The 17,797-nt window shown below is 54.5% G+C and carries 15 protein-coding genes and 3 tRNA genes; 9 read left to right on the top strand and 9 right to left on the bottom strand.

The genetic code is table 11. From position 1 onward, the window contains the following. Positions 1-156 precede the first annotated feature (156 nt). Positions 157-468 (top strand): DMT family transporter, encoded by a 312-nt coding sequence (locus FN806_RS03545; RefSeq protein ID WP_142634071.1) that lies wholly within the window; start codon positions 157-159, stop codon positions 466-468. Here the strand turns inward: FN806_RS03545 and tpiA are convergent, their stop codons facing one another. Then, the gene (gene tpiA / locus FN806_RS03540) at positions 469-1,218 is read right to left on the bottom strand and encodes a triose-phosphate isomerase (RefSeq protein WP_142634069.1); all 750 of its coding nucleotides are present in this window, start codon (positions 1,216-1,218) and stop codon (positions 469-471) included. A 116-nt stretch (positions 1,219-1,334) separates the two neighbouring features. Here tpiA and FN806_RS03535 point away from each other — a divergent pair, with 116 nt between their 5' ends. Then, positions 1,335-2,258, top strand: coding sequence for an isopenicillin N synthase family dioxygenase (locus tag FN806_RS03535; RefSeq protein WP_342781990.1), 924 nt, complete (start codon positions 1,335-1,337; stop codon positions 2,256-2,258). Here FN806_RS03535 and FN806_RS03530 read toward each other — a convergent pair. Next, positions 2,255-2,620, bottom strand: a complete 366-nt coding sequence (locus tag FN806_RS03530) for a HesB/IscA family protein (protein ID WP_142634067.1) — start codon at positions 2,618-2,620, stop codon at positions 2,255-2,257. The genes FN806_RS03535 and FN806_RS03530 overlap by 4 nt on opposite strands. Positions 2,621-2,820: 200 nt before the next feature. Here FN806_RS03530 and FN806_RS03525 point away from each other — a divergent pair, with 200 nt between their 5' ends. Then, positions 2,821-3,150: a hypothetical protein gene (locus tag FN806_RS03525; RefSeq protein ID WP_142634065.1), complete on the top strand. Its 330-nt coding sequence runs from the start codon at positions 2,821-2,823 to the stop codon at positions 3,148-3,150. 22 nt (positions 3,151-3,172) lie between these two features. On the opposite strand, the gene FN806_RS03520 is transcribed toward FN806_RS03525, so the two are convergent. The 3 genes from FN806_RS03520 to FN806_RS03510 all read right to left on the bottom strand — a co-directional run bounded on the left by FN806_RS03520 (position 3,173) and on the right by FN806_RS03510 (position 4,801). Further along, entirely contained in the window at positions 3,173-3,535 is a 363-nt protein-coding gene (locus FN806_RS03520) for an SUF system Fe-S cluster assembly protein (RefSeq protein ID WP_142634063.1), read from the bottom strand. A gap of 97 nt (positions 3,536-3,632) precedes the next feature. Continuing rightward, positions 3,633-3,911: an NfeD family protein gene (locus FN806_RS03515; RefSeq protein ID WP_142634061.1), complete on the bottom strand. Its 279-nt coding sequence runs from the start codon at positions 3,909-3,911 to the stop codon at positions 3,633-3,635. Next, on the bottom strand, positions 3,911-4,801 hold the full coding sequence (locus FN806_RS03510) for an SPFH domain-containing protein (RefSeq protein ID WP_142634059.1): 891 nt from the start codon (positions 4,799-4,801) through the stop codon (positions 3,911-3,913). The genes FN806_RS03515 and FN806_RS03510 overlap by 1 nt, the downstream gene beginning before the upstream one ends. 173 nt (positions 4,802-4,974) lie before the next feature. Between FN806_RS03510 and FN806_RS03505 the strand changes: the two genes are divergently transcribed. Together FN806_RS03505 and tgt are read left to right on the top strand one after the other, a co-directional pair. After that, positions 4,975-5,886, top strand: coding sequence for a nucleoside hydrolase (locus FN806_RS03505; protein WP_142634057.1), 912 nt, complete (start codon positions 4,975-4,977; stop codon positions 5,884-5,886). Positions 5,887-5,949: 63 nt separating this feature from the next. Beyond that, complete coding sequence (gene tgt / locus FN806_RS03500) at positions 5,950-7,080, top strand: tRNA guanosine(34) transglycosylase Tgt (protein WP_142634055.1); 1,131 nt, start codon at positions 5,950-5,952, stop codon at positions 7,078-7,080. Positions 7,081-7,129: 49 nt separating this feature from the next. On the opposite strand, the gene FN806_RS03495 is transcribed toward tgt, so the two are convergent. Beyond that, the gene (locus FN806_RS03495; protein WP_142634053.1) at positions 7,130-8,299 is read right to left on the bottom strand and encodes a sugar-transfer associated ATP-grasp domain-containing protein; all 1,170 of its coding nucleotides are present in this window, start codon (positions 8,297-8,299) and stop codon (positions 7,130-7,132) included. Positions 8,300-8,650: 351 nt separating this feature from the next. Here FN806_RS03495 and lon point away from each other — a divergent pair, with 351 nt between their 5' ends. After that, positions 8,651-11,059, top strand: a complete 2,409-nt coding sequence (gene lon, locus FN806_RS03490) for an endopeptidase La (protein ID WP_142634051.1) — start codon at positions 8,651-8,653, stop codon at positions 11,057-11,059. A gap of 112 nt (positions 11,060-11,171) precedes the next feature. On the opposite strand, the gene FN806_RS03485 is transcribed toward lon, so the two are convergent. Together FN806_RS03485 and FN806_RS03480 are read right to left on the bottom strand one after the other, a co-directional pair. Beyond that, positions 11,172-11,246 (bottom strand) — tRNA-Val (locus FN806_RS03485). 142 nt (positions 11,247-11,388) lie between these two features. Further along, positions 11,389-13,215 (bottom strand): M10 family metallopeptidase C-terminal domain-containing protein, encoded by a 1,827-nt coding sequence (locus FN806_RS03480; RefSeq protein ID WP_142634049.1) that lies wholly within the window; start codon positions 13,213-13,215, stop codon positions 11,389-11,391. 562 nt (positions 13,216-13,777) lie between these two features. Here FN806_RS03480 and FN806_RS03475 point away from each other — a divergent pair. From FN806_RS03475 to uvrA, 3 genes are all read left to right on the top strand, one after another. Continuing rightward, a tRNA-Asp gene (locus tag FN806_RS03475) sits at positions 13,778-13,854 on the top strand. Positions 13,855-13,898: 44 nt separating this feature from the next. Next, positions 13,899-13,975, top strand: a tRNA-Asp gene (locus tag FN806_RS03470). Positions 13,976-14,143: 168 nt separating this feature from the next. Beyond that, positions 14,144-17,002 carry an excinuclease ABC subunit UvrA gene (gene uvrA / locus FN806_RS03465; RefSeq protein WP_142634047.1) on the top strand — a complete coding sequence of 953 codons (2,859 nt, stop codon included), beginning with the start codon at positions 14,144-14,146 and terminating at the stop codon, positions 17,000-17,002. 17 nt (positions 17,003-17,019) lie between these two features. Here the strand turns inward: uvrA and FN806_RS03460 are convergent, their stop codons facing one another. After that, on the bottom strand, positions 17,020-17,676 hold the full coding sequence (locus tag FN806_RS03460; RefSeq protein ID WP_142634045.1) for a site-2 protease family protein: 657 nt from the start codon (positions 17,674-17,676) through the stop codon (positions 17,020-17,022). Positions 17,677-17,797: the final 121 nt, after the last annotated feature.

Genomic DNA, 17,797 nt, shown 5'->3' with positions numbered 1-17,797 from the left:
CGGGTCCAACCGCTGTGAAAAAGACCGGGCAGGGGATCTCTGCCCGGTCTCTGCGTCTTGAACGGGGCGCCAAGGGGATTATCTAAAGGGCAGAGGACGACCTCTCCATGACGGGACAGCATCCGGGACGACCCGGACCGATCAGAGGTCTCTTCTATGCCCTGGATTATCCTGTTGTTTGCCGGCCTGCTTGAAATTGTCTGGGCCGTGGCGATGAAACAATCTGCCGGGTTCACCCGGTTCTGGCCGACCGCCCTGATGGCGGTTTCGATGCTGGGTTCGTTCACCTTGCTGGCACTGGCAATGCGGACGCTGCCTTTGGGAACAGCCTATGTCATCTGGACGGGAATAGGAGCGGTTGGCGCGTTTACCTTTGGTATTCTTTTTCTGGGCGAAGCCCTGACCGCCACGCGGATCTGCGCGGCAGTCTTGATCATAGCCGGGATGGTGACGATGAAAATGGCCTGATCAGGCCTGTTCCAGAGCCTGAATGATGCCCGAGAAATCGTCAGCCTTCAGGCTCGCCCCGCCGACCAGAGCGCCATCCACGTTCGATACGGCGAAAATCTCGGCGGCGTTCGATGGCTTGACCGAGCCGCCATAAAGCAGCCGGACCGAACGCCCAACGCCTTCGCCAAAGCGCCGTTCCAGCCGCGCGCGGATAAAGTCATGCACCTGACCGATTTCATCCAGAGTGGGCACTTTGCCCGTGCCAATGGCCCAGATCGGTTCGTAGGCGACTATTAGGTTTTCGCCCGTTGCCTGATCCGGGATCGAGCCGGACATCTGACCGCCGATTATATCCAGGGTATTGGCGGCCTCGCGCTGTTCCAGGCTTTCACCGACGCAGATGATTGCCTTTAGCCCACCATTCATAGCGGCAATAGACTTAGCACGAACATCTTCATTCTGTTCACCATGATCTTCGCGGCGTTCAGAATGGCCAAGAATGACGGCTGACGCTCCGGCGTCGGCCAGCATCTGGGCGCTAATGTCACCTGTATGCGCGCCCGAGTTTGCCGCGTGGCAATCCTGACCGCCTATCTGGATGTTTCCGCCCAGGACCTTCTCTTTGGCCCGATGGATCAAGGTGGCAGGTGGGCAGATCAGAATATCAACTGCCGGGGCAGCATGCATGTGAGAAAGGGCCTGAAGCTCGCTCAAGTCGGCAGCATTACCATTCATCTTCCAGTTTCCAGCCGCCAGTTTGCGCCGCATATCGCGTCCCCTTGAAATAAATCGGTTTTCTGGTGACCGGATATCATTGCCAGTCAGGTCTGACAATTCCGGTTGCAGAGCCCGTTGCAAAACGGCAGTTTCCGCTGCGATGAGGAATGAGCAATATGATCGAACATCTTGATCTTGAAAAACTGGATCGGTGCGACACGGCGGAATTGGCCAAATTGACCCGCGCCGTCGGTGAAGTTGGGTTTCTGACCGTGTCCAATACTGGTATCTCCGCCAGTCGGGTGGAACGGGTCATCTCGGCATATCACGCATTCTTCCGGCTGCCAGAGGCCGAGAAACGGCGTGTTGATATGGCTGTGACCGGGTCCAACCGCGGGTGGGGCGCCTCGCGCTCGGAACAGGTAGATCCAGCTGCAAATCCTGACTTCAAAGAGGTGTTCGATTGCGGATACGAGCTAGCTGAGACCAATAGGTACTTTGGCAAGAACCTCTCGGTTTATGCCCCGAACCAATGGCCGGAGACTGTGCCCGAGTTTCGATCAATCATCGAGACCTATTATGGTGACGCTTGTTCGGTTGCCAAGCGGGTGTTGCGCGCCATTTCGGTGGCATTGGGCAAGGATGCCAACAGCTTTGACACTGCCTTCGACACGCCCATGGCCCTGTTGCGCGGCAATTATTACCCGCAAAGGCCAGTCTCGGCAGGCGAAAAGGATTTCGGTATCGGAGCGCACACTGATTACGGCTGTCTGACCCTGCTGGCCACCGATGGTCGAGCCGGGTTAGAGGTACAGATGCCGGACCAGAGTTGGGCTCAGGTCCAAGCGCAGCCCGGAACATTCATTATCAATTTTGGGGAGATGCTGGAGTTCTGGACGGCAGGGGCGGTCAAGGCAACTCTGCACCGTGTGATCGGTGGATCTGCTGAAAGGCTGTCGGTTCCTTTGTTCTTCAACCCGTCTTATGACACCAATGTTGCCCCGCCACATTCAGAGAATGTCATCCAGGCAGGAGAGCACTTGACGCGTCGGTTCAACGAGACCTATGTGCACTTGCAGGCAGCCTCTTAAGGCTGAGTTGCAATGCTTTCGTCGAACTTGATGGATTCTCCGCAACCGCAGGCATCTACAACATTCGGGTTGCGGAACTTGAAACCGGATTCAAGTAACGAGACCTCATAGTCGATCTCTGTTCCAAACAGGAACATCTGTGCCATCGGGGCGATCATGATCCGCGCGCCGTCCTGCTCGACCACTTCATCATTGGTGTCAGGCTGGTCGACATAGTCCATGGTGTATTCCATCCCGGCACATCCGCCTTTCTTGACGCCAATACGCAAACCAGCATGACCGCCCGAAGTCATCAGGCGGGCAATCTGCTCTGCAGCCTTTGGTGTCATTGTTACGGCCTGTTTGCCGGGGATGCCGAACATCATGATCTCCGTCGTTGTTCGTTGTTGCTAATGTAGTGCCGCGAGGCATCAGGCTCAAGACATAGCAGGATTTCTTACCTAACTTTTACTGTCGGATTAGATTTCCCGCCCCAGTCGGTAAGCAAGGCTTGCTTTGCAAATTACACTCGTCATAGCCTGACCCATGATCCACTTTTGGAAAATATTTGAGGCTGAATAGCATGAAAAGACTTTGGTTTAGAAAAAAAGATATTCTTACAATTCCTTCTCTGATGCTGTCTGTGTTTTTGGCTCAGACGGCGATCGCAGAAGAAAAGCAACATCCGGTAAACTGTGCAACGGCAGAAGGTGATTTGCGCGCGATTGCAACCGAACGAAAACATGCAGAGGAGGAGCAGGCAAAAAGTGTAATTGCCATTACACCTGCTGGGGCGCTTCTAGGCCTTGTGACTGGAACCGAAAAGAAAAGACTAACTATGTTATCAGGAGATTACATAGAGAAGCTTAACCAGAGGTCGGACGAAATCAAATCGACCTGCGGAATTCAATAACAGAAGGCTTTCGCACTTGGACTTACATAAATCCAAGTTCCAGGCGCGCTTCGTCTGACATCATTTCCATGCCCCAGGGGGGCTCCCAGGTCAGTTCCACGTCAACTTCTTTAACGCCGGCCACGGGTTCGATTGCCTCGACGATCCACCCAGGCATTTCGCCGGCAACCGGGCAGCCAGGCGCGGTCAGTGTCATGATGACCTTGACCGCGTTTTCCTGGGTGATGTCGATCGTATAGATCAGACCCAGATCATAGATGTTTACAGGGATTTCGGGGTCATAAACCGTTCGGCAGGCGTCGACCACCGGCTCATAAAGAGGGTGTTCAATCGTTGAAGGGGCAATAAGAGGTGTGCCTTCAAACTGTTCGCTCGGATGAGTCATTCGTGCCTCGGGTTTGTTACCTGACGAATTATATAGGGAAAGCCTCGGGCAGCGTCCAGAGGCACAATGACACCCCCTTAAGGGGTGCCATAAGAGTTTAGTCGTTTATGTCATGCCTGAACTTCTTCACCTGGCCATGGGGCAGAGCAAAGACGCGGCGCAGGATCAGCCAGGCAATCAGCGACAAAGTCGCAAAGATCATAAGCAGGATCGGCAGCGACGGTACTATGCCAGGGATTGCCAGCAGAATACCCGTCAGCCCGGCCCCGATGGCGAAACCCAGAAAGATGAACCCAGGTAGGACTATTTCGAGGATGCCCAAAGCCAACGCGCCAGCCAGCCATAGCCACCATGTTAACCAAAAGGGATCAGCCATTATGTACGTCCTTTCAACATGTTGAAGGCGTTTCCGAAAGCTTCAAGCGCATTGGCAGGTACAACGATAGTCTGCGAGCCATTGCCGGTGCCCAGCGTGTTCAATGCCTCAACCTGTTTCAATGCAACCTGGTACTGAGCCGCCTCGATACCGTTTTCCTTAATCGCCTGGGCAACAACACTGGTTGCATAGGCTTCGGCTTCGGCTTGAATGCGGCGCGCTTTGGCCGTTTGTTCTGCCGCATAGAGTTCGGCGTCGGCCTGAAGCTCAACAGAGCGTTTCTTGCCCTCGGCCTCGGTAACCTGCGCGCGGCGTGCGCGTTCGGCATTCAACTGTTGCAGCATCGCGTCACGGGTCGCCTGATCGAGGTTAACGTCCAAAATCTCGGCGCGCGTCACTTCGATCCCCCAGTCATCCACTGCGGTTTCGACGCTTCCTTGAATCTGAGTGATCAGTTGAGCACGGTTCGACTGAACTTCGTCCAGGTCCATCTTGCCGATTTCCGCCCGGACGATACCGGCAACGGTCGTCGCGATAGCACCATCTACATCGCGGATGCGGTAGACTGTCTTTTCCGGCTCTAGGATGCGGTAAAAGACCGAAGTGTCGATTTGGACCAGAACGTTATCTTTGGTGATTGCGTCCTGCGTTGCATTGGGAAGCTGGCGTTCCAGAATGGATATCTTGTGCCGCGCAACATCCAGTAAAGGAACGATAAAGTTGATCCCAGGGCCGAGCACCGAATGCAAACGCCCGAACCGTTCGACCACATACTTTTCCGATTGCGGCACGATTTTAATGCCTTTTAGCGTGATGATGACGATCAATGCCGCCGCGAGCAGGTAAATTATGTTCGAAGAAAGCAATCCAATGATTTGGTCTTCGGTCATATCTGTCCTCTTTTATTGTGTACGATAGTATACATTTGGGGGTTGAATCACCCTTTTTCAACTCTGGTATGGAGGGATTGTGCTTGGATTCAAAACGCTGATCCATGGATTTTGGTTAGTTTTTGCTATTGTGACCGCTTTGCATCCCCTCGCGTTTGCGCTATCGGGCTGGGATGAAACTGATTATTGATACAGACCCCGGCATCGACGATGCGATGGCCATTGCATATGCCGCTGCAGCCCCCGAGATTGACTTGATCGGCCTCACGACCGTTTTTGGCAACACCCACGTTCATCAATCCAGCCGCAATGCACGGTTTTTGGTGGATAAACTTGGGTTGGACATTCCCGTGGCCCAAGGCGCGGCCTACCCACAGGGAACAGGGCACCACGCACCGTCCGAACATGTTCACGGTCCCGAAGGTTTTGGGGATATTACCGATATCCCGGAAATCGGGGCGAACCATGATTTGAATGCCACGGAATTCCTGGTGGAAATGGCGCGCCGCCACAAGGGAGAGCTGACGGTTTGTGCAATCGGCCCCTTGACTAATATTGCTGCGGCGATGCGTTTGGACCCTGAGTTTTCGCAGAACATCAAACAGTTGGTGATCATGGGTGGGGCGGTTTTCTGCCCAGGAAACATCACGGAACATGCCGAAGCAAACATCTATCACGATGCCCTTGCCGCAAATGAAGTGTTTGCAGCACCCCCGGCGACCGTTGTGGTTGGTTTGGATGTCACCTTGAAAACGCTGTACAAAAGTGCGGATTTTGACGGTCTGGCCCAACGCTCGCCCGATATGGGGGCTTTCCTGCGTGACATCTCGGTATTTTACCTGAAATTCTACAAGGATATCGGCGGGTTGGAGGGCTGCGGCCTGCATGACTCGACTGCTGTGATCGCCTGCACCCATGGCACGATGTTCGAGATGGTCGAAACCGGGGTTGAGGTAATTGTGGGTGGTACGGAATCCGGCGCTACGCGTCCGGTCTCAACGCGACCGGCTGTGCTGGTATGTCGGGATGTTGACGGGGCAGGGGTTGTTGATCTGTTTACCCGGCAGGTTGCCTCTTTACCCTGACAACTTGCAATGGCTGAGCAGATCGGGCAAATCCTGCCCGGTTCAGCGACCCAAGGATGCCCAATGACAGACCGTTTCTCATTTGACCTGAAGGCCACCGACGGCAAGGCCCGCGCCGGAGTGATCCACACGCCGCGTGGCGAGGTGCGTACCCCGGCGTTCATGCCAGTGGGGACTGCTGCGACGGTCAAAGCGATGATGCCGGAAAGTGTTCGTGCAACCGGTGCCGATATACTGTTGGGAAACACCTATCACCTGATGCTGCGCCCTACGGCCGAGCGCATTGACCGTTTGGGTGGGTTGCACAAGTTCATGAACTGGGATCGCCCGATCCTGACCGATTCTGGTGGATTTCAGGTCATGTCCCTGGCTGGTCTGCGCAAGCTGACCGAAAAGGGCGTGACCTTCAAATCTCATGTTGATGGGTCCAAGCACGAGCTGACCCCGGAACGCTCGATGGAGATACAGCGCTTGCTGGGTTCAGACATCGTGATGTGTTTTGACGAATGTCCAGCCCTACCCGCAGATCGAGATCGAATTGCTGAATCAATGCGCCTGTCGATGCGATGGGCCGATCGATCGCGACAGGCTTTCGGCGACCGTCCTGGACATGCGTTGTTTGGGATCATGCAAGGCGGGCTGGAACAGGATCTACGCGAAGAAAGTGCCGAGGCGCTGAAAGCGATCGGATTCGAAGGTTACGCGGTTGGCGGTCTGGCCGTGGGCGAAGGTCAGGAGGCCATGTTTGGTTGCCTCGACTACGCTCCTGACTTTCTGCCAGCCGACAGACCGCGCTATTTGATGGGCGTTGGAAAGCCTGACGACATTGTCGGAGCTGTCGCCCGCGGGATCGACATGATGGATTGTGTCTTACCCTCACGGTCCGGTCGCACAGGACAGGTGTTCACTCGTTACGGCGTGGTCAACATAAAGAATGCCCGCCACGCAGATGACCCGCGCCCGCTGGATGAGGCCTGCTCATGCCCGGCGTGTTCGAACTACTCTCGCGCCTATCTACACCATGTGTTCCGCTCGAACGAGATGATCTCGGGCATGCTGCTGACCTGGCATAATCTGCACTATTTTCAGGAAATAATGCAGGGTATGCGCGATGCCATTGCTGCTGGTACATTCGATGCCTGGCAGGCGACCTTCCATGCGCAGCGCGCGCAAGGGGATATTGAACAGATTTAGGTTCAGCGCCTTTTCAGTCAACCTAACAAGAATCTAGATTGAGGGCGCTTTATCTGCGTTTACCGAACAGCCAGCGCTTCTTTTGTGGTTTTGCATCAAGGTCGTAGCCAAACCCTTCGAAAAAGCTACGAACTTCTGGGGTCAACATCCCACGGCCACTTGCATATTGAGGCAGGTCGAAGCCACCGCCATAGTTCAGCTCGACAACGACCGGACCAGACTCGGTTATAGCGATGTCGGTCGACTGATATCGAATTGGCTGAAACGTTCTTGCAGCACGGTCATTTATTTCGATCAATTCGTCCCAAAAAGGCAGTTTCAAGCCCATTAAACCGGGGTTGTCAGGATGGTCATCCAGGAATTCTGTTTCCATCTTGGCGCGGCGCGCGACGGTTTCGATAACACCGGTTTCGATATTGATCGAACAAGCAAGGTTCCCCGGTCTCCAGAAGGCGTCCGCAATATTGGGGCCCTGCGGAAGTTTAATAACGGCAACTGGGCAAAAGACGTCGTTTTCTCTTACCAGAGTAACCATTCGCACCGTTGCAAGGGCTGAAGCGTAGTCTTGGATTGCAGAGTGATTTTTGAGCAAAGGTTGCACGACATATGAATTCTGCCCAACGAACTCGTCTAGGAATGCCTCATAGGTGATCGGCGGTTGGCCCGCACAAGTGATAGTGGATTGATCCGCGTCCTCGATCAAAAAGGCCCCAAAGCTTACCATCCCCTCGACGATCTTTCCAAAAAGCCCACCTTCCAGATGGTTGCAAACGAGATCGCGCAACGCCTCAGGAGTGTTGATTTTCGTAACCCCGGGGTAGTGTCGGTTCGAACGGTCGATGACGCCAACGGTTTCCGGGACAGGTACACCTGCTGTTTCAAGCAAAGTAGAAGCCAGTATCTTGTCTTCTGCGGCACTGTTCCAACCATGATGGTTACACTTGTGGGCGATGGGCCAATGGAGATCATTGGAGATGTATGCCGCGCGTTCGGCGTCGGTAAAGCGGTCTTCGTGATGAAGGCCATTGCGCACATACTCAACCATATTCAAACGGCTGGGAGGCTTTGCCATTTGATTGAAGCTCCGTTGGACTTGTAAAACAGAGCGCCCAGAGCTTTTGGCGGCATGCGCTAAAAGCGTCGCATGATCGGAGTCGCGGGCAGATAGGTACCGTTGATGGTCGGATTCCGCAGCATTGATATTTTTTGGATTTGTCATCTCTACGACTCACAGTAATCGATCAGAAGTTGGGGTATGCAATCATATTGTTTGCAATGATGGCAGGCTTTGGGCAGCTGCCTGTTAGATAGTGTTGTACTTTTGCTGTTGGTTTCTGAATTTCCAGGCAGGCAATCGCCGAAGAAACCAAGCGGGGTCAAATTGAGAATTTGACAAGACCGATCATGTTATCGTCTTGCGGAGGCGCAACCTTCCGGTCATTGTTAGGTCCACTACAGGTAAGGTTGAAATAGGACGCTTGGCGCACCACCTTTACCTTCCAGACAGGAGACGGCCGGGGGTTGCCTAGATGAGGGACCAGTGCCGTCTTGCCAAAGATAAGGATTGAGCATGCAAGAGCCCCTGAATTCCTCATACCCAGTACTTCCGCTACGCGACATTGTGGTTTTTCCTCATATGATCGTGCCTTTGTTCGTGGGTCGGGAAAGGTCTGTCCGCGCACTTGAGGAAGTGATGCAGGACGATAAGCAAATTCTGCTGTCTAGCCAGATTGATCCAGGTGATGACGATCCGGAAATCGACGGTATCTATCGCTCGGGCGTGCTGGCGAATGTGCTGCAGCTGCTGAAGCTTCCAGATGGAACCGTGAAAGTTCTGGTCGAGGGGCAAGCGCGCGTACAGATTACAGAATACCTTGATAACGAAGAGTTTTTTGAGGCTCGTGCAGAATATCTGACCGAGATTCCGGGTGATGTGACCACTACACAAGCGTTGCTTCGCACCGTCGCGGATGAGTTCGAACGCTATGCCAAAGTCCGCAAGAACATCCCCGAAGAGGCTTTGACCGCTGTTGGTGAAACCGCCGAGCCCGCCAAACTGGCCGACCTCGTGTCGGGGCATCTTGGTATCGAGGTCGAGCAAAAGCAGGAACTGCTGGAAACACTGTCGGTCAGCGAACGGCTTGAAAAGGTCTACGGCCTGATGCAGGGCGAGATGTCGGTTCTGCAGGTCGAGAAAAAGATCAAGACCCGCGTCAAAACCCAGATGGAGAAGACACAGCGCGAGTACTACCTGAATGAGCAGATGAAAGCCATTCAGAAGGAACTTGGCGATGGCGATGACGGCTCGAACGAAGTGGCCGAGCTGGAAGAGAAAATCGCCGAAACAAAGCTGTCGAAAGAGGCGCGTGAAAAGGCCGAAGGTGAGCTGAAGAAGCTGCGCAATATGAGCCCGATGTCGGCTGAGGCCACAGTCGTGCGCAATTACCTCGACTGGATTTTGGCTCTGCCTTGGGGCACCAAGTCCCGCGTTAAAAAAGATCTTGGTCGCGCGCAGGAAATTCTGGATGACGATCACTATGGGCTTGAGAAGGTCAAGGAACGGATCGTCGAATATCTGGCTGTTCAGCAGCGGTCGAAGAAGCTGAAGGGCCCGATTATGTGCCTTGTTGGCCCTCCGGGTGTGGGTAAAACCTCGCTTGGTAAGTCGGTTGCACGTGCGACGGGGCGCGAATTCATTCGCATCTCGCTGGGCGGTGTGCGTGACGAGTCCGAGATCCGTGGCCACCGTCGGACCTATATCGGTTCGATGCCTGGTAAGATCATCCAGGCGCTGAAAAAGGCGAAGACCACAAACCCGCTCATCCTGCTCGACGAGATCGACAAGATGGGTCAGGATTTCCGTGGCGATCCGGCCTCGGCCATGCTGGAAGTGTTGGACCCGGAACAGAACAGCACGTTCATGGATCACTACCTTGAGGTTGAATATGACCTATCCAACGTGATGTTCCTGACCACCTCCAACAGCTATAACATGCCCGGGCCTTTGCTCGACCGGATGGAGATCATACCTCTGGCGGGCTATACCGAAGATGAAAAGAGCGAGATCGCCAAGCAGCACCTGATCGGTAAGCAGATCAAGAACCACGGTCTGAAAGCCAAAGAGTTCGAACTATCCGATGAGGCGCTGCAATCGATTATCCGCACCTACACCCGAGAAGCTGGCGTGCGGAACCTTGAACGCGAAATCGCCAAGGTGGCGCGGAAGTCGCTGACCAAGATCATCAAGAAAGAGGCGGAGTCGGTCACGGTGACGCCGGACAATCTAGATGAATTCTTGGGCGTGCCCAAGTTCCGCTATGGTTTGGCTGAACAGCACGATCAGGTTGGGGTTGTAACCGGTCTGGCCTGGACCTCCGTTGGCGGCGATCTGCTGCATATCGAGGCGCTGAAACTGCCCGGTAAGGGGCGGATGAAGACCACGGGTAAGCTGGGCGATGTGATGAAGGAATCCATCGATGCAGCCTCATCTTATGTGCGGTCAATCTCACCTAAGATCGGGGTGAAGCCGCCCAAATTCGACAACCTGGACATCCACGTCCACGTACCGGACGGGGCAACGCCCAAGGATGGTCCTTCGGCCGGTTTGGCAATGGTGACCTCAATCGTATCGGTTCTGACGGGTATCCCGGTGCACAAGGATATTGCCATGACAGGAGAGGTTTCCCTGCGCGGCAATGCGATGCCCATCGGTGGTTTGAAGGAAAAGCTGCTGGCGGCTCTGCGCGGCGGGATCAAGACTGTTCTGATTCCGGAAGAGAATGAGAAAGACCTGGCCGAAATTCCTGACAACGTGAAGGAAGGGCTGAAAATCATCCCGGTCACGCATGTTTCGGAAGTTCTGAAACACGCTCTGGTTCGGGATCCTGAACCTGTCGAATGGGACGAAGCCGCAGAAGAGGCCGCCGCGGCTGCAGCCAAAACGGCTGAGAACACGTCCCCGTCCGCCAGGGCGCACTAAAGGTCAGAATATGGCAATTAGGGGCGGGGTTAGCACCTCGCCCTTTTTCTTTGGTCAGACCAAATAGTCAGCCAATTACTGGCTTTGCATATCGGATCGCAGAGTAGAGAAATGGTGGGTGATAAGAGATTTGAACTCCTGACATCTTCGATGTGAACGAAGCGCTCTACCACTGAGCTAATCACCCGTGAGCAGGGGTCTTATAAGGAGTTCAGCAAAGCCGCAAGAGGTCTTTGCGCCTTTTGGGCCCCGGGGATTACCCCGCAAATGCCCAGTCGAGGTGCCCATAAACGGGCGGCCTTGTGGGGCCGCCCTTTCACTTTTTGATGTCAAAGAATGAAATCGTCCTGGGTCAGATCGTGCAAGCCAGAGATCTTGATAACCATCTCAGGATTTTTGTCGCCGTCAGTATCCACAAGAACAAGTGTGAAGTCGTTCTTGGTGCCTGCGTTGTTTTTCTTGACGTAATAGATTTCGCCTTCGTCCGACGTCTGGGCCGGTGTTGTACCGTTGAAGACAAATGAATCATCGCCGTCAATTACGGTGCTTGCGTCGATCGCACTTAGGTCGATCTTGTCTTCACCCTGAGTGAAATCGGTAATCCGGTCGGCATATTTTGCTTTGCGCGAACTTTCGGTTGTTGACGTGAACACAAACTCATCGGCCCCTTCGCCGCCGGTCATGGTGTCCCTTCCGGCACCACCGATCAAAGTATCGCTGCCTGCGCCACCATTCAGGGTATCTTTGCCAAGGCCCCCGTCCAGGCGGTCAGACCCTCCATTACCCTGCAGGATGTTTCGACCGTCCGTACCTGTAATGTCGTCATTTTGCTCGGACCCATCGACGTTTTCGACACCCGTAATGGTATCGGTTCCGTATCCGGTTGCCTGTGCATTGGTGTCAGACAAATCAACGGTTACGGCGCTTGTGCCGATATAACGCAACCAATCCAGGCCCTCTCCGCCGTCAATAATATCGTCGCCGTCGCTGTCCTCGGCTACAAAGTTGTCCGTGCCCTTGTGGCCGTACAGTTCGTCGTTTCCAAGACCTCCGGTCAGGGTGTCATTGCCGCCACCCCCAAGAACAATGTCATTACCCTCGCCAGCAGAAATAACATCGCTACCGCCAAATCCTTCCAACCGGTTATCAACTTCATTCCCGACGATGATGTCGCCCTTGTTGCCGCCCTGCGCATTCTCAACGACGACCCCATTTGCGATCGTAAATCCACCGGTTACGCCTTTGGCATGGGAAGGAGTGCCACCTGCATCGCTGCCATCAAGATCCGCGTCATTGAGGTTGATCGTGACGCTACGATCAACACCCTTTGCCGAAATTGTATCGTTTCCATCTGTATCCCAGATGGATGTCCAGAATGTTCCGGCGCCATTCTTGCCTTTGATTTTATAGACGTTGTCGTCGGTGTTGTGGTCCGTCGTTCCGTAGATCGCCTGCAGCGCAGCTATATCAAGGGCCATGGGCGAGGCCGTGCCGCCAGCCTTATATGTCTTCAGAGGAACAACTTCGGGATAGCCCGAGTTGTAGGACATGATGGTATAAACACCCTGGTTCTGCCCATCTGTCCCGTAGTCGTCGAAGGGCTGCGTAACCCCCGGAAAAATAGTCGAGCTGCCGCCTTCATCATGTGGGTGGGCTAGGCCAAGGCCGTGAAGAATCTCGTGAATGATTGTCGCGAAGCCTTCACCGCCTTTGCGTAGCGCCTCTTTGCTAAACAGAGGCGTATCATAGGCAAAGATGCCGAACAGGGCGTCGATGCCAGAATCCTGCAGCAGGGGGTCGTCACCCGGAACTTGATGGACACCAAGAGATCCGGGTCCGCCAAGATCGTTTTGGGTCAGCAAAGCGTAGGTGATGTTAACGTCATTAATCTCGCCTGCTGGTGTCAGAAAGCCGACTTCGTTGAACTCGATCGGAATGATCGTTTCGATAATTGCAAATGCTTTGCGGATTGCTTCCTTCATGTAGGAGGCAAAGCCACGGCGACCTAACGATCCATCATCGAAGGAGTATGTGATTGTGCCCGGAGCACTGACGCCTCCGGCGCTGGTGTCCCAAGACGTGCCCCAAATCAGGCTGTCTACATAAACATGGCCGGTAACATTTGCACCCGGAGAAGTTGTGCTGGCAACTGACATCTTAAATTTCTTCCTTGTCTAACACGCCATTTGTTCCCGGTTTTTCCGGAATACAAAATTGGCGCCGTATATATTGACCGGTTCTAGAATCGGTAATTCTTCCTTTGGCATCAGAAATTTCCAACGTTTTGGCCCGAGGATCAACCGAGCGTATGAAGTCTCTTTTGGCAGAGGTGTTTGTAATCGTCTTGCAGACCATTTGTGGTTGAAATGAGGCAGAACGCGGCAAGCTTTGAGTAACTCTCTGCAAGTAAGTTGATATGACTGTTCACTTTGGGTTTATGTCACAATAAGCTTGGGGATGAGCTTGGAGGCTGTCCTGAGATCTGGATTTAGCGGACCCATGCCAGGTGATGTGCTGCTCAAGGTTTCAGAATATTTTTGTCTTGCCAAAGGCAGCGGGTCGTGAATTATCGGCTGGTTTCTGTTTGGCCATTCGTCGTGTGACGAGAAAACATCTCTAACAAAAATTACGTTCTGAGAAAAAACTTCAATTCGCCGCTTGACGATGTCCGGGCGTGGCCATAATACACCCCAACGTTCAGCAACGAACGGGCAGCGGGCGGTTGTAGCTCAGTTGGTTAGAGTACCGGCCTGTCACGCCGGGGGTCGCGGGTTCGAGCCCCGTCAACCGCGCCATCGCTGCCATCCTTGGTCCAGGGTAAAGGCCACGAAATAGATGCGCGGTTGTAGCTCAGCTGGTTAGAGTACCGGCCTGTCACGCCGGGGGTCGCGGGTTCGAGCCCCGTCAACCGCGCCATTTTCCACTAGTTTTCAGAAATCATACCGTTTACCGGGTGACTCTATTGGTTTTGTTGTCAGTAGGTGGCGGCAACATCTCTCTCGTTCACATTTTGTTCTAACTTTTCTGTTGGAGACTCAGTGTGGCTCGCTTATCTCTAGGACACTTATGTGTTGGGGGCCAAACATGGCTGAGCTGAAGAATATCGAGGTGCGCGGCGCGCGCGAACATAACCTCAAAGGCATTGACGTGGATATTCCGCGTGACCAGCTTGTGGTCATCACTGGTCTGTCAGGCTCGGGCAAGTCGTCGCTTGCCTTTGACACGATCTATGCGGAAGGGCAGCGCCGGTATGTCGAAAGCCTGTCGGCCTATGCCCGGCAATTTCTGGATATGATGGAAAAGCCAGATGTGGACCATATCAGTGGTCTATCTCCGGCTATTTCCATCGAACAGAAGACGACCTCAAAGAACCCACGGTCTACTGTGGGAACCGTGACCGAGATTTACGACTATCTGCGTCTGCTGTTTGCCCGCGCTGGTACACCGTTCAGCCCTGCCACGGGCAAGCCGATCGAAGCCCAGCAGGTGCAGGATATGGTCGACCGGATCATGACGATGGAGGAGGGCACGCGCGGGTATCTGCTTGCCCCGATCGTGCGAGACCGGAAGGGCGAGTACAAAAAAGAGTTCCTGGAACTGCGCAAACAGGGCTTTCAGCGCGTCAAGGTTGATGGCGCGTTTCACGAGCTGGACGAGCCGCCGACACTGGACAAGAAATTCCGCCATGACATCGACGTTGTGGTCGACCGGTTGGTCGTGCGCGAGGGTATGGAAACGCGGCTGGCGGACAGCCTGCGCACAGCGCTTGATTTGGCCGATGGCATTGCGATTTTGGAAACCGCACCGCCTGAAGGCGACCCGGAGCGGATCACCTTCAGTGAAAATTTCGCCTGTCCTGTCAGTGGCTTCACCATCCCCGAGATCGAACCGCGCCTATTTTCCTTTAATGCGCCCTTCGGGGCCTGTCAGGCCTGTGACGGGCTGGGGGTCGAGCTGTTCTTTGACGAACGCCTCGTAGTGCCGGATCAGACGCTGAAACTGTATGACGGCGCCTTGGCGCCCTGGCGCAAGGGCAAGTCGCCCTATTTCCTGCAGACTATCGAAGCCATCGCGCGACATTATGAGTTCGACAAGAATACGCCGTGGAAAGATCTGCCCGCCAAGGTGCAGCAGGTGTTTCTGCGCGGATCGGGCGAGGAAGAAATCCAGTTCCGCTATGACGAGGGTGGCCGGGTATATCAGGTAACCCGCAGTTTCGAAGGCGTTATCCCGAATATGGAGCGCCGCTATCGCGAGACTGACAGCGCCTGGATACGCGAAGAATTCGAACGCTACCAAAACAACCGGTCCTGCGGCAGTTGCGAAGGCTATCGACTGCGGGCCGAGGCGCTGGCCGTCAAGATCGCCGGATTGCATGTCGGGCAGGTTGTGCAGATGTCGATCCGCGAGGCGCTGGCGTGGGTTGAGGATGCACCAAACCATCTGAGTGCTCAGAAAAATGAAATCGCGCGGGTGATACTCAAGGAGATTCGTGAGCGGCTTGGGTTCCTAAATAACGTTGGTTTGGAATACCTTACGTTGTCACGTTCAAGTGGAACGCTTTCGGGCGGGGAAAGTCAGCGTATCCGTCTGGCCAGCCAGATCGGTTCGGGTCTGACCGGGGTTTTGTATGTACTGGACGAACCTTCGATCGGGTTGCATCAGCGCGACAATGACCGCTTGCTGGGTACTCTCAAAAACCTGAGGGATCAGGGGAACACGGTCATCGTCGTAGAACATGACGAGGAAGCCATCCGCGAAGCCGACTATGTCTTTGACATCGGACCGGGCGCAGGCGTGCATGGCGGACAGGTCGTCAGCCAGGGTACCCCGTCCGAGATCGCGACCGATGCAGCCTCGATCACCGGCCAATACCTGTCAGGCACACGCGAAATCCCGGTGCCGTCCGAGCGGCGGAAGGGGAACAAAAAGAAAGTGACTGTGGTTAAGGCCACCGGGAACAATCTGAAGAAAGTGACCGCTGATTTTCCTCTGGGCAAGTTCGTCTGTGTGACCGGCGTATCCGGCGGTGGCAAATCGACCCTGACGATTGAAACCCTATTCAAGACAGCCTCCATGCGGCTGAACGGCGCGCGGCAGACACCCGCGCCGTGCGAGACGATCAAGGGGCTCGAGCATCTGGATAAGGTGATCGACATCGACCAGCGGCCCATCGGGCGTACACCACGCTCGAACCCGGCCACGTATACGGGGGCGTTCACGCCGATCCGTGACTGGTTCGCCGGTCTGCCCGAGTCCAAGGCGCGCGGGTACAAGCCTGGCCGGTTCAGCTTTAACGTCAAAGGCGGTCGGTGCGAGGCTTGTCAGGGCGACGGCGTCATCAAGATCGAAATGCACTTTCTGCCCGATGTCTATGTAACCTGCGAAACCTGCAAAGGCGCGCGGTACAATCGGGAAACCCTTGAGATCAAATTCAAAGGCAAGTCCATCGCGGATGTCCTTGATATGACAGTGGAAGATGCACAAGAGTTCTTCAAAGCCGTGCCGTCGATCCGCGATAAGATGGACGCGCTGGCGCGGGTCGGTCTGGGGTATATCAAGGTCGGGCAACAGGCGACGACCCTGTCGGGCGGTGAAGCGCAGCGGGTGAAGCTGTCAAAAGAACTCTCCAAACGCTCAACTGGTCGGACGCTTTACATTCTGGATGAGCCGACGACCGGTCTTCATTTCGAAGACGTCCGCAAGCTGTTGGAAGTGCTGCATGAATTGGTTGATCAGGGTAACACGGTTGTTGTGATCGAACACAATCTGGATGTTGTCAAAACGGCCGACCACATCATTGATATCGGGCCCGAAGGCGGTGACGGTGGTGGTGAGATTGTCGCCACGGGAACGCCCGAAGATGTTGTTGCTGTGGAACGCAGCCATACGGGCAGGTATTTGAAACAGTTGCTGAACCCCGAGCGGGTCGCGGCGGAATAACCTCCGCCGCGGCAACTTCAGTATCTGGCGTATCGCAGCATCTGCCAGTGGCGCAGTATTGGCGGAAAGAACAGGAACACGAAGCCGAAGCTGATATAGGCAAAGATCATCATCGGGATCCACAGCAGAACGCCAACCAGCCCAATAAACCCGGAAACACGTGCGGCTGAGTTCGCCGACATAATGCGCGTGAGCAAAGCGAAGAGCAGACGCCCCCCATCAAGCGGCATCAGGGGCAGCATGTTAAACAGCGCCAGCCACAGGTTTAGCTCTGCCGTCACCATCAGAACCCAGCCAATTTCAGGCGAGTTGGAAAACGGTTCCAGCAATGAACACACCGCCCACAGGGTCAGGTTCACAATCGGCCCCATAGCCACAATCAATTCGTCTTCATATGCCGAGGTCGACCGGCGATGTTCGCAGAATCCGCCGCCCCCATAAAGGACGACTCGATTGACGGGCACGCCCTGCACAAGACAGCCCAATGCGTGGCCAAACTCGTGCAGAAGAATCGAAATCAACAGAATCGCCACGAAGGCGAGCGCATAGGGCAGGTTGACCGGATCGGCGTTAATTCCGACAACGATCAAAACCAGAAAAATAAGGCTTTGGCTGAAATGTATCGGTACGTTCCATGGGCCGCGGAGCTCTAATAGCACGTTTTCAGTATTCATAATAAAACCTCGAAATAGTGAGGTTTATGATGATGTTAGATTGCGTCAAAATTTTGAAAACAGGCTGAAAAATGCCCGAGCCTGCTTACTTTCTCAAATCGACAGAGGTTGCTTTTCGACC

Source organism: Ruegeria faecimaris, assembly GCF_900182615.1.
Lineage (GTDB): Bacteria > Pseudomonadota > Alphaproteobacteria > Rhodobacterales > Rhodobacteraceae > Ruegeria > Ruegeria faecimaris.
This window is presented reverse-complemented; position numbering and strand designations above follow the sequence as displayed.